Annotated in this window: 16 protein-coding genes; 1 reads left to right on the top strand and 15 read right to left on the bottom strand. The window is 46.3% G+C overall.

Annotated features, from left to right (window positions below):
- Positions 1 to 4: 4 nt before the first annotated feature.
- From MHI15_RS21855 to MHI15_RS21885, 7 genes are all read right to left on the bottom strand, one after another.
- Positions 5 to 757 (bottom strand): amino acid ABC transporter ATP-binding protein, encoded by a 753-nt coding sequence (locus MHI15_RS21855; protein WP_076125552.1) that lies wholly within the window; start codon positions 755 to 757, stop codon positions 5 to 7.
- Entirely contained in the window at positions 754 to 1,464 is a 711-nt protein-coding gene (locus MHI15_RS21860; protein WP_076125553.1) for an amino acid ABC transporter permease, read from the bottom strand. Before MHI15_RS21860 ends, MHI15_RS21855 begins: the two co-directional genes overlap by 4 nt.
- Entirely contained in the window at positions 1,461 to 2,246 is a 786-nt protein-coding gene (locus tag MHI15_RS21865) for an amino acid ABC transporter permease (protein ID WP_076218974.1), read from the bottom strand. Before MHI15_RS21865 ends, MHI15_RS21860 begins: the two co-directional genes overlap by 4 nt.
- Before the next feature lie 33 nt (positions 2,247 to 2,279).
- Positions 2,280 to 3,137 carry a transporter substrate-binding domain-containing protein gene (locus tag MHI15_RS21870; protein WP_076125557.1) on the bottom strand — a complete coding sequence of 286 codons (858 nt, stop codon included), beginning with the start codon at positions 3,135 to 3,137 and terminating at the stop codon, positions 2,280 to 2,282.
- A 13-nt stretch (positions 3,138 to 3,150) separates the two neighbouring features.
- A complete protein-coding gene (locus MHI15_RS21875; protein WP_341164862.1) occupies positions 3,151 to 3,495 on the bottom strand; it encodes a GNAT family N-acetyltransferase in 345 nt (114 codons plus the stop codon).
- A gap of 17 nt (positions 3,496 to 3,512) precedes the next feature.
- On the bottom strand, positions 3,513 to 3,656 hold the full coding sequence (locus tag MHI15_RS21880) for a hypothetical protein (RefSeq protein WP_341164863.1): 144 nt from the start codon (positions 3,654 to 3,656) through the stop codon (positions 3,513 to 3,515).
- A 119-nt stretch (positions 3,657 to 3,775) separates the two neighbouring features.
- Positions 3,776 to 4,669, bottom strand: coding sequence for a LysR family transcriptional regulator (locus tag MHI15_RS21885; protein ID WP_341164864.1), 894 nt, complete (start codon positions 4,667 to 4,669; stop codon positions 3,776 to 3,778).
- A gap of 294 nt (positions 4,670 to 4,963) precedes the next feature.
- Here MHI15_RS21885 and MHI15_RS21890 point away from each other — a divergent pair, with 294 nt between their 5' ends.
- Entirely contained in the window at positions 4,964 to 5,503 is a 540-nt protein-coding gene (locus MHI15_RS21890) for a GNAT family N-acetyltransferase (RefSeq protein ID WP_341164865.1), read from the top strand.
- A gap of 104 nt (positions 5,504 to 5,607) precedes the next feature.
- On the opposite strand, the gene MHI15_RS21895 is transcribed toward MHI15_RS21890, so the two are convergent.
- From MHI15_RS21895 to MHI15_RS21930, 8 genes are all read right to left on the bottom strand, one after another.
- Complete coding sequence (locus MHI15_RS21895) at positions 5,608 to 7,545, bottom strand: hypothetical protein (RefSeq protein WP_341164866.1); 1,938 nt, start codon at positions 7,543 to 7,545, stop codon at positions 5,608 to 5,610.
- 213 nt (positions 7,546 to 7,758) lie between these two features.
- Entirely contained in the window at positions 7,759 to 8,775 is a 1,017-nt protein-coding gene (locus MHI15_RS21900) for a sugar kinase (protein WP_341164867.1), read from the bottom strand.
- On the bottom strand, positions 8,768 to 9,523 hold the full coding sequence (gene dagF, locus MHI15_RS21905) for a 2-dehydro-3-deoxy-phosphogluconate aldolase (protein WP_076184626.1): 756 nt from the start codon (positions 9,521 to 9,523) through the stop codon (positions 8,768 to 8,770). The genes MHI15_RS21900 and dagF overlap by 8 nt, the downstream gene beginning before the upstream one ends.
- Positions 9,516 to 10,568: a DgaE family pyridoxal phosphate-dependent ammonia lyase gene (locus MHI15_RS21910; protein ID WP_282579774.1), complete on the bottom strand. Its 1,053-nt coding sequence runs from the start codon at positions 10,566 to 10,568 to the stop codon at positions 9,516 to 9,518. Before MHI15_RS21910 ends, dagF begins: the two co-directional genes overlap by 8 nt.
- A 13-nt stretch (positions 10,569 to 10,581) precedes the next feature.
- Positions 10,582 to 11,715 carry an amidohydrolase/deacetylase family metallohydrolase gene (locus tag MHI15_RS21915; RefSeq protein WP_341164868.1) on the bottom strand — a complete coding sequence of 378 codons (1,134 nt, stop codon included), beginning with the start codon at positions 11,713 to 11,715 and terminating at the stop codon, positions 10,582 to 10,584.
- Between the two features lie 144 nt (positions 11,716 to 11,859).
- Entirely contained in the window at positions 11,860 to 12,753 is an 894-nt protein-coding gene (locus MHI15_RS21920; protein ID WP_036677301.1) for a sugar phosphate isomerase/epimerase family protein, read from the bottom strand.
- A 24-nt stretch (positions 12,754 to 12,777) separates the two neighbouring features.
- The gene (locus MHI15_RS21925; RefSeq protein ID WP_076125572.1) at positions 12,778 to 13,635 is read right to left on the bottom strand and encodes a sugar phosphate isomerase/epimerase family protein; all 858 of its coding nucleotides are present in this window, start codon (positions 13,633 to 13,635) and stop codon (positions 12,778 to 12,780) included.
- Positions 13,632 to 14,690, bottom strand: a complete 1,059-nt coding sequence (locus tag MHI15_RS21930; RefSeq protein ID WP_076125574.1) for a Gfo/Idh/MocA family protein — start codon at positions 14,688 to 14,690, stop codon at positions 13,632 to 13,634. The genes MHI15_RS21925 and MHI15_RS21930 overlap by 4 nt, the downstream gene beginning before the upstream one ends.
- Positions 14,691 to 14,772: the final 82 nt, after the last annotated feature.

Below are 14,772 nucleotides of genomic sequence, written 5' to 3' on the forward strand. Positions count from 1 at the left end.
CCTCCTATATGGAATAGTTAAATTCAGGTGTGATCCGCTTCAGGAACTGCTTCGTTCTTTCTTCGCGCGGATGGTTAAACAGCTCTGCCGGAGTCCCTTCTTCAACAATGACGCCTCCGTCCATAAAAACCACATGATTCGCCACATCGCGAGCAAAGCCCATTTCATGAGTCACCACAATCATTGTGATGCCTTCCTTGGCAATTTTACGGATGACGGCCAGCACCTCACCCACTAACTCTGGGTCCAACGCCGATGTGGGTTCGTCGAACAATATAACCTCCGGCTCGAGCGCCAAGGCACGGGCAATGCCAACCCGCTGCTGCTGGCCTCCGGACAGCTGACTTGGATAGGCGTCCAGCTTGCTGCCAAGACCAACCTTTTCAAGCAGGGCAATACTCCGATTTTTCGCTTCGTCCTTCGGAAGCTTTTTGACAATCAGCAGTCCCTCCATCACGTTTTCCAGCGCAGTTTTATGGCGGAATAAATTGTACTGCTGGAACACCATTGCCGTTTTTTGCCGGAGCAGATGAATCTCCTTTTTGCGGGGATGTTTGCAGTTCACTTTGAAATCGCCGATGGCGATCTCTCCGCTGCTTGGCTTCTCCAGATAATTTACACAGCGTAAAAGTGTCGTTTTTCCTGAGCCGCTGGGACCGAGAATGACGACAACTTCACCCTTCGTCACCGTTAAATCTATATTATTGAGCACCTGATTCCGACCAAATGACTTCGAAATTTGCGCAAGCTTGATCATGCTACTCCACCTCGATTGTACAGATTAATTCTTTTTTCAATCAGCGACGTCACGCGTTCGATTAGGAACGTAAGTCCCCAGAAAATCAGTGCTGCCGCCAGATAAGCCTCAAAAAACTTCCAGTTCGTTGAAGCTACAATTTGCGCCTTAGCATTGATATCCACCACCGAAACGGTAAAAGCAAGGGTAGATCCATGCAGCATACCAATTACCGAATTTGACAGATTAGGCAGACTCGCCGCCAGCGCCTGAGGAAAAACAATCCGCCGCAGTGCCTGGGGCGTGGTCATTCCGATAGAATGGGCCGCTTCCAGCTGACCGCGATCCACAGCAAGCAGACCGGAACGGACGACTTCGGACATATAGGCTCCCGCTGTAATCGAGAACGAAATATAGGCAAAACCGATCATCGGAATGGCTACCGACCTGAAGCTCCAGCCGAACTGCACTGCCAGACCATCGATTAACACGGGAAGTCCAAAATAGATAAGCAAAAGATGCGTCAGCATGGGTGTCCCGCGGATGAACGTAACATAACCGACAGCCAGCGGATACAGCAGCGGAATTCTGTATATCCGGATCAACGCTACAGCCACACCAATCACAAATCCAATGAGTACTGAGACAGCAGTAATAGATAAGGTCACAGGAATTGCACTTAAAATTTGCACCAGAGCAGTCCAGATAAAAGATGGGTCCAGCTTCATAATCCGCTACCTCCTTTACCCGGTCCAAGTTCAGCAATGATGCGGCGGTAGGACCAGCTTTTGTTGATTTTGAACGTTTTTTTCTCCGGTGTATTCCGTTTCTCATGCCGCAGCAGCCGGCGTTCTGCTATAAGCAGCAGTTTCTCGATTGTAAAGCTAATGACCAGATAGATTAGCGCAAGCGCGATATACGTTTCAATAAAGTGCTGAGTTAAGCTGCCTAGCGTCTGTGCTTTACCTGACATTTCCATCACCCCAAGAGTAAAGGCCAATGACGTATCTTTCAGTAGAGCAATCACCAGATTGGAGAATACAGGAACTGCGATTCCGAGCGCCTGCGGCAGCACGATTCGCGTAAAGGCTTGAAACCCCGTCATCCCTGTAGCATAAGCAGCCTCTACCTGCCCCTTATCCACCGCCATTACAGAAGCCCGGATCATTTCGGACATGTATGCCCCCGTATGCAGCCCGTAAGTAAGAATCACAAAAACAAGCACCGGAGTCCGGGTCATATCGACATGAACCAGCTTCATAATTTCGGGCAGACCATAATAAAACAAGAAGAGCTGGATAAGAATCGGAGTTCCCCGAAAAAAAGAAATATAGATTTCGGAGATGGTTTTTAACACAGGCACTTTATAAAGTCTTGGCAGAGCTACGAGAAAGCCGACAAGAATTCCTGTCAGTAGAGAACAGGCGACAATCAGAAGCGTGGTGCTTAAAGTCCCTAGTAACTTAGGCAAAAACGAAAATACAAAGCTGATATCAAACTGTGCGCCCATATATCCCCCCCCTTCCCGTGCTCACCGGCTCAATCATTTCACCGAATCCGCTGTAACATCCGCACCCAACCATTCCGTACTAAGCTTGCCTAGTGTGCCGTCTGTCTTCAGCTCTTTAATCGCACTGTCAATCGCATCTGACAGCTTTTGTGAATCGGCATCATCCTTACGGAAAACATAGAGAATGTCCGCGGAGGATAGCTCGTCGCCCGTAGCTTTTAGCTGACTCTGCGGATCAATGATCGGCAGGACAAAATCTGCAGCCAGCGTAGCGTCCACACGCCCAGTACTAATCTGTGCGACGGTATCATTCGCTGCACCATTCTGATACACGATATCAATCGCATTGTCATTCTCTTTATTGTAGTTCTCGAGTATTTGTGCTTGTGCACTCGTTGCACCTACAAGCACCTTTTTCCCTTTGAGATCATCAAGCGATTGGATTGAATTATTATCCTTTGCCACTACAATGCGGTTTCTCCAGTGGGCATAGGCTTCTTTGTTAAAAGAGTATTTCAGCTCCCGTTCCGGATTTTTCTCCATGACATGGGCGACCAAATCGATTTTTTTGGTTTCCAGGCTCAGCAGCAGATTGCTGAAATCCATGGTTTGAAATTCGAATTCATATTCTGGCAGCTGCTTATCGATTTCTTTGAGCAGTTCCACATCAAATCCGGTGAGTTTACCATTCTCATCTATGAAGCAGACTTTCGGAAAAGCAGTACCCGTGCCCACAATGATCTTAGTTACCTTTGCCGAATCCTTTGCCGGTGCCGCAGCTTCTGCTGCATTTCCATTCTGATTGCTGCTAGCGCTGTTACTGTTGTTTCCGCAGCCAGCAATCGCCAGTGTCAATACCGATGCAAATACTAGTGAAATGGACTTTTTCATTGTTTTATCCCCTTTAAATGAACTGTGGTTTGTCTGTAAGTGTTTTTTTCATCAGATACATAATGCCGTCACCGTTCTGCTGATCCAGTTCTAAAAAACGTTCGTACCCCCGGCGTTCATACATTTGAACCAACCACGGATGTTTCTTCGCCGTTGCCAGCGTGACTGCAGCCGAACCTAACTGACCAGCAATAATGTTCTCTTCCACCCAATCCAAAAGTTTTCCACCATAACCTCTGTTACTATAATCTGGATGGGCAGCAAACCATTTGATAAAAGGCAATGGGCTAATCTTCTTAATCTCTTCTTCCTTTGAAAGGGTTATGGTCGCAACTATCGTTCCGTCAACTTCAAGCACATAACACTCATTCGTAGCTATATTGTCTTCAATAAGCGCAAGTCGGCTGTGGCCGCCGGCCAATGCAGCCCGAGTTCACGAATCAGCTGATAGGCACGATATGTAACATCTAGCAATTGCTCCGCATCCTTCAGTTCTGCCAGCCTGTATACCTCACTCATCACATGCCCTCCAGCCTTTCGAAAAGTAACTTTATAATCCCTATCGAAATAGTCGTGATTATATGCAATTAACTTTATCACTGCATGTGTCCATGCGCTAATAGAGTTTTTTAATACATCTATACAATTAGTCGATCTCCCACTTTTCCAAACCCGAGTTCAAGCAGGGTTTCGATGAATTCTGCGTTCTCTCCATTTAGCGAAATCAGGCTGGTTCGCAAGGAGATACCTTCCGTCTCCGCAATATCCACCCGGATCAGTGACCCAACTGCCACTTCCTCCTGCACACTGAGGGCGGGAAGGAAACAGATGCCTGCTTTTTTCAATACCAGCTTTTTGGCTGTCTCCAGGTTATCTACCTGATATTCAATCTTCGGTGGTTGTTCCATACTCTCAAATACACGATGCAGCCGCATCCAATCCAAAGATCCGCATTCAAAAAAAACCAACGTTTCCTGGCGGATATCCTCCAGTGAAGCCCGCTGTGCTTTAGCAAAGCGGTGTCCCTCATGTACATACAGTGAGATGGGGTCCTCGCAGAAAGGAAAGGTTTGAATTGCCGGATTAACGACCTTACGGATAAAAGCCAAATCAAGCTCCTTCGATTTTAACTTTTCAGTCAATACTTCCGTAGAAGCTGTCATCAGCTTGATTGTGATATGAGGATATCTGCGCTTTAAATGAAGCATCAGATGGGGCATTAAATAATTGGAAACCGAGACCGTACTGCCGATTCTCAGTTCATTTGGAATGTGCCCCTTAGCCTGAACCTGATATTTTCCGTTCTGATAAATCTGGAGAATCTGCTGGGCATAGGGTAGAAACTGTTTACCTTTATCCGTCAGGTTAATCTGCTTCCCCAACCGATCAAACACTTTGCAATCCAGTTCCCTTTCTAGCGATTGGATCCGGGCCGTTACTGTCGGCTGTGAGATATATAGGACTTCGGCCGCCTTATTGAAGCTTCCATAATGATTGATGTAGACAAAGGCCTCAATATTTTCAATGTTCATCCCTAATCCCCCTATGCTTTTATTAATTTTACTATTCCGATGAAAAAACAATGAATTATAGCGATGCTTACCTATAGATTTTGTTTATATCTTAGTCATCGCCCTATTTTTTGTCAACTATTAATTCCGTGTAAATCAATCGGATTTTGAATCAAACATTATGTTTATTTCATATAGAACTTTTCTATTCCTATATCAGAATTATAAAAACCCTCTTATTCAACTGGGAATTATCATATATAATAATTTCATTCGAATGAACATAACATTTGTCTGAAAGGGGATAGCAAAAACATGTCACAAAAGATCATTATCCGTGAAGCTGAGAATAAAGATTGTAATGCTATCGCCGAAGTGCTGTTAGATGCATACCATCAATATTCGAAGATCATGCCTGAGCCGTTGTGGCTGGAGTATCGGAAATCGCTTCTTGATTCCGTTCATGGTGATACCCCGCTCGTACGGATCATCGCAGAAATCGACAAGAAAATCGTTGGTAGCGCACTCTTGTTCAGCTCCTCGGAAACGGCTTACGGGAAACCGGAGCTAGGGATTCACTCCCCTATCCTACGTCTGCTAGCCGTATCTCCATCCGCTCGTGGTCTTGGCGTTGCAACCCTTCTGATTCGCGATGCTGCACGGAGATCACTACAGTTGGGTGCCACCACCTTGAACCTGCACACCTCGGAAATGATGTCTTCAGCCATCAAACTGTACCAGCGCTTAGGCTTTAATCGTGCGTATGAGACTGATCTTATGAATGGCGAAACCCTGGTTCAAGGCTTCCGACTAGACCTGCTGTCCTCCGTTCATTCTACAGCGGGACAAATATAGAATTCGAGAATTCTTAAATATTTGTCTTTTAAATATAAAAAGAAGCCTCGGAAAGCTTACCCAATGATCTTGTGTGATCGTTACGGTGAACTCCCGAGGCTTCTTTATTTTTCTTTTTTATAAGTAATTTCTTTAAAACTCACAGTGATTTTTCCCGTATTATCGGCATCGCCCATTCGAAGATCTGTAGTAACGGTAGCACGGGAAGGGATGGACGAAAAGCTTGCCCCCTTCTGCTTCTTTTTTACATCATAGAGATAATAAGAAACATCCTTAACATTAAGCCCTACATTATCCTTGTGTATAAGTTCTACAGTATAGGATTTTATCACGGCTACATTAGCGTCCATCCACCCCACAACTTCAATAGCTGTATCTTCATGGTTGCCTTCAGTCTTAATGGAGCCGATGGAATGACCATCCTGATTATAAAAATTAATTTTTTGTGCAGCTATTTTCAGATAATCGATATCGATGTCAAGAATTCGGTTTTCGTTGATCTCTGCTGAATCCATCCAGGCAATCGTACCCGCGGGGTTCCACTTTATTTTCTCAGAAGGCACATATTGCTCTAGTGGTAACGGAACAGTACGAAGAGAAACTCCTTTATTATCGTAAAAGGTTAATTCGCCGCTCTCATCATCATGTACAAATCTTTTAAAAGTTGGTGAGAGGAACAGGGATGGCGCCCCGGTCGTCGAATGTGGGATTACGCGATATTTCAGAAGATGGACATCGTCCTTTCCTGTTTTCAGATCAAAGATCCATACATTGCCGAGATAACTCTGCATAAACAATTTTTGCTCATCAGCTTTCCATTGAAATTTATAAATGTAATCATAATCATCAGAAAGCGGCCAGAAGTTTTCCCGAAGTCGTTCAATCTTTCCTGTAAGAACATTATATGAGGACAAATGATATTGCCCTGCTTTTTTCGTCACATCCGATTCCAGAAATAATAGATGATCCTCATCCAGCGGGATTAGCATATTATAGTTGCTCATAAAAGCATTATTCCAGCGATTATTGGAATCGTTGAGCTCGTCGCTCCATTTCACCTTTACCTCATCCGTAGCAGGATCATGGGCTAATACAGCGTTGACAGCATTATGGTCGCCATAGAAAAGATGAATGGTATGATAAGAGATCCCTTGCAGTTCAACTACTTCTCCACCGTTTAATAGATAGTTATTTTCGGATAGGCCAATCGGTTTGGCCACCAGATCTCCAATAGAGTTCCGTTCTGTATTAAACTCCAAACCATTAAATTTTGCTTCCGACAACAGAATCTTTTTTAACTCGGCAGTTGATTCCTTAGTAAGTGTGTAGCCTGTATCCGTTTCGTTCACATTCATTAACATGCCCTGCTCGCTTGTCTCGTTAATCCATAAATGAAAGGCATATTTATTATTATCTGAAATTAGAACGATATAGTAGTTAGGCGTTGCGGTATTTAAATTCCCTGGTATTTGTTCAGCGGTACGGATGGCTCGGACGAAAATATCTATGGTTTCATGATCTGTGTATTCATCCTTTATGTTAGCATTCACTGAACCATGTGCTAGAGAGTTTGCTAATGTGATTCGCTTGATGGTCTCATCTATCTTTAGATTATCTGATTCTACTTGTTGTTCATTTGATTGAAATAAGGTAAGCAAAGCAGTCTTATCCGTTTCTGATAACTTGTAATGCCCATTTACTCCTGATTTGGTGAAAAGACCATTATTATTGCCCATAATCCAGAATGAGAATTTTTCGTTTTCTTTATTCTTCAATTCAACAATAGCCTCATAATCAGGTGCTGCAATATCAAGCTTCGCGTTGTCATACTCAGCAGTATGTATAGCTTTATTGAAACGTTCTATTAGCTTTTGGTCCGTTATGGTTATTAATCCGCCGCTATCATTATGGATTGTAATGGAGTCCACAGAACTCAGATCGATTAGCGTTTGATTCCCTTTATCTTTATTCCCTGTATTGACACATCCAACAAAGATTATTGAAATAACTGCTAAAAGGGCTAGTAAATTCAACTTTTTCATATAGGCTCCCCCTTCTTATTCTCTCTTCTTTGACGCCGGATAGAGGATAAAGTTGCAAAAAATGAGATTTTACACCTATTTAAAAAGATCTAATTAAGCCATATCTAGCCTGTAGCCATTGGATCAGATTCTTGGCCTGAGCAAAGTTACAGTGTTTGTAGCGATAAAAAAAGCCACCGCACAGGCCTGTTCTCCTGTAAGGCAGCTTCTTCTTTATCTCAATATATCTCTTACAGCACTCGTCAGTACACCAATAACTTCTTGCTCGGAGGCCAGCGGAGAATCTCCTTCTACTGTGTGGGCTAGCATTCCGGCCGTGGCCGCAAAGGCTACAGTATGCTGAGGATCAAAACCTTCCAGCTCACCATGAATTATACCACTGGCATAAGCATCTCCAGCCCCGACTCTATCAAGCACCGGAAAGCTTAAGGTCTCGGAATATGCGAAGCGACCGGCTTTGAAGATATAACCGCGCAATGAATGGCGGTTATCATCATGAATGGACCGATGCGTTCCTGCTACCGTACTTAGACTGTAGCGTGAAGCTACTGTGGGAATCAGCTCCTGAAGTTGTTCTTCTCTTGAAGTTCCTTCGGGCTTCATACCAAGGATTAGCATTGCGTCTTTTTCATTCATCAGCACGATGTCGGCCATATGCAGCATGTCTTCGTAATGGGAGCGCGCCAGCTCATAGCCTCTCTCCCCCCAGAGCGATGGGCGGTAATTGCAGTCAAAAACGACTAGACCACCGTGTTGCTTAACCGTTTTTGCATAAGTTTTCATCGCTTTTCGCACATCATCGTTCATTGCCAGTGTTATCCCGCAGAAATGAACAGCATCCGCGAGGTCTGCCAGCTCTGCGAATGGATAAGTACCCGGAGGAGCAGTATTGAAGCTGCTCTCCGGGCGACCGGAATAAGTCACTCGGGAGGGTCGAGCCCCGAATCCGTTTTCAAGAAAGTACATCCCTATACTTGAGCCCCCGCGTTGGATATGCTCCGGCTGGATGCCCAGTCGCCGAAGATAGGCTGTTGCTGCGTCACCAATAGGATTCGCAGGCAGTCTGGACACCAAAGTCCCCCGATGTCCGTATCGGGACAATGCGGACAGTACATTGACTCCGGTGCCGGAGAACGAATACTTCAGCAGGTTACCCTGAGATAACAGTTCAAAGCCCGGTACCTGTAGCCGCATCATTATTTCACCAAAAGCGGCGATATGTTTAGGCATATTGATCCGCCAGCTTTTTCATCGTCCGATACAGCTGTTGTATGTCCGCCACTCTCGTTCTTCCGCTCTGCGGATCGATGATCGATGTATAGACATGGGGAATCACCTGCGGCACTCCCGCTTCCAATATAATAGACAAGATCTCTTCAAAGTTGTCCAGATCGATACCGCCGGTCGGCTCCAGCGCAAAACCCTCTTCCGCACAGGCTTTGGCCACAGCGATTAGCTCCGCTTTACGGCTCAGCCCCTGCATCGGAAAATACTTTAAAGCATTTCCGCCCATATCCCGAACCAATGCAATCGCCGCATTTACGGGAATTACAGCGGGTACAGATTGTGCCGCACTGGCCGGGCCGGTGGAGATATTCACAAAACCAGGTTGTCCCGTTGGTGCGATCATGCTGTTAATCCAACTATCTTTCGCTCCAAGGTTAGCACGGGTCGCACCAACTGCTGGGAATACCTGATTAATGTGGCTGCCAGCATAGGATTTGACAATCTCTGCAACAACAGCAGCTTGCCGATTATCACCCGCACCTAGTCCTATTGATACCGCACCGTCAATTTCCCGCCCATATGCCTCCATCGCCTGCACGGCTTCTTCTACCGTTGCATAGTCTTTGGACAATACACCGACCAGTACATAACCTTCGGCAGCAGCAAACACCTCTTTGGCATTTTCTATATCCTTAGCCAATACGTTTAAGGCCACCCGACCTTTATAGAACCGCTTGTTAATTTCAGACATTGCTTGCCCCTCCTGTCAATTCCCTTATCCTCGCTGTAATCATTTCTATGTCATCACCCATTAGCGGACGCGGGTCAATATCAAAATAACCTTGCCTTACCCCATAGTCTCTAGTGTAAATAGCCACTTCACCTTGTTGAAGCTGCTGGGACAGCTCAAGTGCTGTTATTGCGCACTGATTCGGGTCCACATGGATGCGTCCACGGTAAATCGCCCGGCCTGCTTCATCCTGCACGATAGTTACCCGAATTCCGGGAAGCCCATCGAGCGGCATCAGCAATTGGAGCGTAGCTTTTTCCTTTTCGCTTGTATCCTGTTTGTGAGCATATTCATCCAACGCTTGCATCAGGCCGAAGGATGTTTCCTTACCAACCTTCATGCTGCGTCCAATGCCGTGAAGCTGCACTTTTAACCATTCAATATAAAGACGTTTTCCCGCCACAAGTCCGGATGTTGGACCTTCTATGGCTTTGGAGCCACTATAAATGACCAGATCGGATATTTGCACGTATTTCTGCAGATCCTCTTCCGCTGCAGCATCTACAATAAGCGGGACGTTATGAGTTTGAGCCACAGCCCAAGCTTCCTCTACAGAGATCATATTCTTCTGAACGGCATGATGAGATTTGACATACAAGATAGCCGCAGTCTGATCCGAGATCGCAGCAGCCAAATGCTCCGCCCGTCCTTCATTGGCATAACCTGCTTCCACCACTTTACCGCCGCCGAGATAAACCATGGTTTCCACTGGTGCACCGTATTGTACGTTATGACCTTTTAACATCACAATTTCATTTCTAAAAATGCTATCCTGATGGAGCCGTAGACTTGTACGAATATTACCGCGGGTTACCAGCGCCGCCACGGATAAAGCAATTCCACTGGAAGCCGAGTTCACGATCACCGCTGCTTCAGAACCTGTATGACGTGCAACATAATCCCCCGCTTTATCCACCAAATCGGCGATTTCCACATAACTCTGTCCGCCTTGACGCATAGCTTCCATCACCGTATCGGTCGGTGCCGATACCCCGAGGATGCTCATCCGGCCGCTTGCATTAATAACTCTTTTCAGGCCGTATTTCGCATTCCATGTATTTGTCACCTATGATCACTCCTATTGCTTGAATGGTTTGCTGTGCTACCCGGCGTTCCCCCTCAGAATCTACCAGTTCAATCTTCTTATCCGTCACACGAAAAAGGGTCAGATTCGCCTTGTTATTGATCCGAATCTCCCCAAGTTCCGGGCGTCCCAGCCACTGGGCTGCTCTGCTTGTCACCCGTGCAATTGTATCTTCAAGGGAATATCCCAGTGCAAAGAATTTGTTCAACAGATTCGCCATTGAGTAGACGGGACCATTGATACGGTTGCCTCTGTATATGTCTGTGCTGATCGTATCCGGATCAATACCGTTTTGTTTGGCCGCCTCGGCCACAGCGAACGAGAAGCTAGCCGTACCATGTCCCACATCCAAGTGAACTCCACGCTCAATAGCATCTCTCAGCACTTGGAGCGGTCGATTCTCCTTATCGAACAAATTGTTGCTTTTACCATTTAGATAATGGGTTATCACGTCGTTGCGTTGAAGTAGCGGTAAAACCTCACGGATATCCGGCGGTGCGGAGCCTATATGTACCATCAGCGGCAGCCCGGTCTTTTCCGAAAGCTCCAGTGCATGTTGAAGCGGTTGAATGCCATTGTCACCCACTACGCTTTTGCTGATTCTGGCCTTCAAGCCTACGATAAATTCAGGATAAGCAACTACCGCCTGAAGCACCTTTTCATGATCAATCCACTCTAGTTGGGACAACTCGTCAATTCGCATCAGGCCAATCTTTGAAATGTTAAGAAAAGCAAGCAGTTGCGTTGCCGACTTTTTCCCCGCCTCTGCCAGTTCACCAATACGCTCCGCTCCGCAGCTACCTGCGTCCACGAGCGTAGTCACGCCACATTTGATTCCGATTTCATCGATCTCGTCTCCATACGGATTCAATTCTGCAAACGCATGTACATGCAAGTCGATCCAGCCGCTAGAGACATACGCCCCATTGGCTTCCACGACCTTGAAACCATGGTCTTCGGCGGTGCCTCCGGGAACAATCTGGACTACGTTGCCATCAGCTATGACAATGTCCACTTCCGCTCCATTCAGGACTTTCGCCCGGCGGAGGAGCAAACGTTCTGCTGTCATCGTCACACCTTCTTTCCAAATTCAGAACATTACCGTCCTAGGTCTTTCCCGCACAATCTATAACACAAACAGTCCCAATGGATGTAGGATCTTTTTTCACAGGGACTGTTTGGATGAACTATTTATTCTTTATCACTACCGTGTTCAGACCCGAAAACCCTTTAAAAAATTCACAGCCTGGCGGATATCTTCCTCCGGATTAGTGCCAACTTCCCGTTCTATGGTCAGGAATCCTGTATAACCGATGTCGTTCAGTGCTTGCAGATAGTTGTTCCAATCAACAGAACCCGCTCCGAGCGGAACTTCACGGAATGCCGAGCCGGTCTCGGCCATTTCAGCGATTTTCTCATGGTCTAATGCTGGTGCTTCATAACCATATTGACCGTAAACATCGCGTGGATCGATATCGGCAAGCTTGAGACCATCTTTAGCATGGGTGTGTACAATGTAGTCTTTTAGAGTATGAACACCTTGCACCGGATCATCACCAGTCACCATGACCATATTGGCCGGATCAAAATTAACGGAAACCCCTCTGGAACCCAGACCGTCGAGGAACGTCTTCAGACGTGCAGCGGGTTCTGGCCCAGTCTCAATCGCAAAATAAGAATTCATCTCATGTGCATATCTGCTAAGTTCCTCACAGGCAATGTGCATGGTTTCATAGATTTTACTGGCAGGGTTAGAAGGAACAATACCGATATGTGTAGTTACGATATCTGTACCTAGCTCCTTGGCCAGCTCCATAATGCGCTTGGACTTTTCAATTTTGGCACGGTTCTGGGCAGGGTCCTGAAAGCCATGTCCGCCTAAATCTCCAACGAGGGCAGAGATTTCTAAACCCAGCGATGCAATGTAATCCTTCCATTCACGGCGTGCTGACTGAGAGAGAGTAGCGGGATCAAATTCGCCTTGTACCGCATAAATCTGAACTCCATCTGCCCCAGCTTCTTTTGCCTTGCGCAATCCCTCTTTCACTCCAACCTGAAAGCTGTCTACGATAACACCGATTTTATTAGTGATAATTGGTTTAACCATGGCATAATCCTCCAGTATAATGAATTAGATTTGGTTCCAAACCCGCTTGATGTATTCCAGCCCCAGTCTTGTTCCCTTACGGCACTCTTCCATTCCCTCAAATTCTACAGAGATATATCCATCGTAACCGCTTTCCTTAACGATTCGAATTACACTCGGCATATCGATGTCTCCTTGACCAACGATGGCACCTCTCAACCAGTTCCCACCGGAGGATTGGAACCAACCTTCGCCAGGCTGGCGGTCTTGCGGACGAATATAGAAATCTTTGAAATGCACCATTGAAGCAAGCTTGATGTTGTTAGGTACAGCTATTAGCGGGTTCTCATCTGCGCACAGGAAGTTCCCAATGTCGAGTGTTGTACGGAAGTTGTCTCTACCCACCGCATGAACCAGCGCCTGTACACGATCGCTGTGCTGAATAAAGTATCCATGATTCTCCACACTGGTCGTAATGCCTAAACCTGCGGCATAATCGGCAATTTCTCGGCAGGCTTCAGCCAAACGTGGAAGCTCTTCCAAAAAATGCGTGATGGATAGATCGTTTGAGGAGGCTACATCATGCCGCATCCGCTGAATGCCTAATGCCGCGCACACGTCTACTTCCCGCTTTACCCGCTCGACTTCCCGCTGCATTTCCGCTGTCTCCAGCCCGGCAAAGTTCGCCCCGATAGCATAATTGGATAACTCTAGTCCACGACCCGCTGCTGTTCGTACAATCTGATCAATTAGCTCAGGATTTTCAACCAAATTGATACCCAAAGGTACAATCTCCGCATGTTCTGCGCCCAGATCGGCGATCGTCTCAATGACTCCTTCAAGCGTGAGCTCACCCGTTGAAAAAGCCGAATGCAAACTGTAAGTGCTGATTCCTAACTTCATAGTTTCACCTCTTCACCTTTGGCTGCGGATTCATAGATCGCGCCGAGTATCTTCATGATTGTAACGCCGTCTTGCACAGGACTAATTGGTGTAGAGCCGGTACTGATGTTGCTCGCAAAATGATTAATTTCATTCTGGAATGCACTGTTGAACTCAAACCCCTTATTATCGGTCTGCGGATAGGTATTGACGATCGTATCCGCCTGTTCTTTAACAATGACTATCTCAGGATCAATTTCAAAACCACCCTTGTCACCATACAGGCGTACCGAACGCTCGTCTTCTTTGGCATGCAGTGTAAAGCTGACATCGACCATTAGCGAAGCTCCATTCTCAAAGCGAATCAGTGCATTCGCTAAATCTTCCACCGTATTGTTCGCTGCGTCGTAATCGGCGGCTTTATAGAATGAGAGATTCTTAATATTAGAACGATTGCCGAGCTTCCGGTAGGTATTAGCACTTACCGATACTGGATTCGGACGGCCCATCAAATACCAGCATAGATCAATCACATGGACACCAATATCGATCAGCGGTCCGCCGCCGGAGCGTTCAATATCACTGAACCAGCCGCCGGGATTGCCTAGTCTCCGGAACGTCGTTGCTTTTGCATAATAGATTTCGCCGAATTCTCCTTGTTCCACCAACGTCTGAAGGAGCTGGGCATTGGAGTCATAACGTCGTACAAAGCCTACTTGCAAAATCTTGCCGCTCTTTTCCACTGCTTGCTGTACCTGAAGCGCTTCTTCAACCGTACGGCAAAGCGGCTTTTCCACAAGCACATGCTTGCCTGCCTCAAGCGCCGCGATGCTGATCTCGGCATGAGAGTTGTTCCATGTGCAGATGCTTACTGCATCTATTTCGGAATTGGCCAGTAATTCACGGTAATCCGTGTATACTTTCTCGACGTTATATTCTGTAGCCACTTCGCGTGCACGTTCTTCATTCAGATCACATACCGCATATATGGTTGTCTGCGGATTATTCCGATAAGCACTTAAGTGCATGCCGGAGATAGAGCCCGTACCTATTACGCCAATTTTGATCTTATCCATTAACACTCGCTCCTTTATTTTGCATAGGTTATGATTCGTATTATAATGATTTCAACCCTAAACACCATGCAGAGCCTTGCGG

The sequence above is a fragment of the Paenibacillus sp. FSL H7-0918 genome, assembly GCF_038007025.1.
Lineage (GTDB): Bacteria > Bacillota > Bacilli > Paenibacillales > Paenibacillaceae > Paenibacillus_AQ > Paenibacillus_AQ odorifer.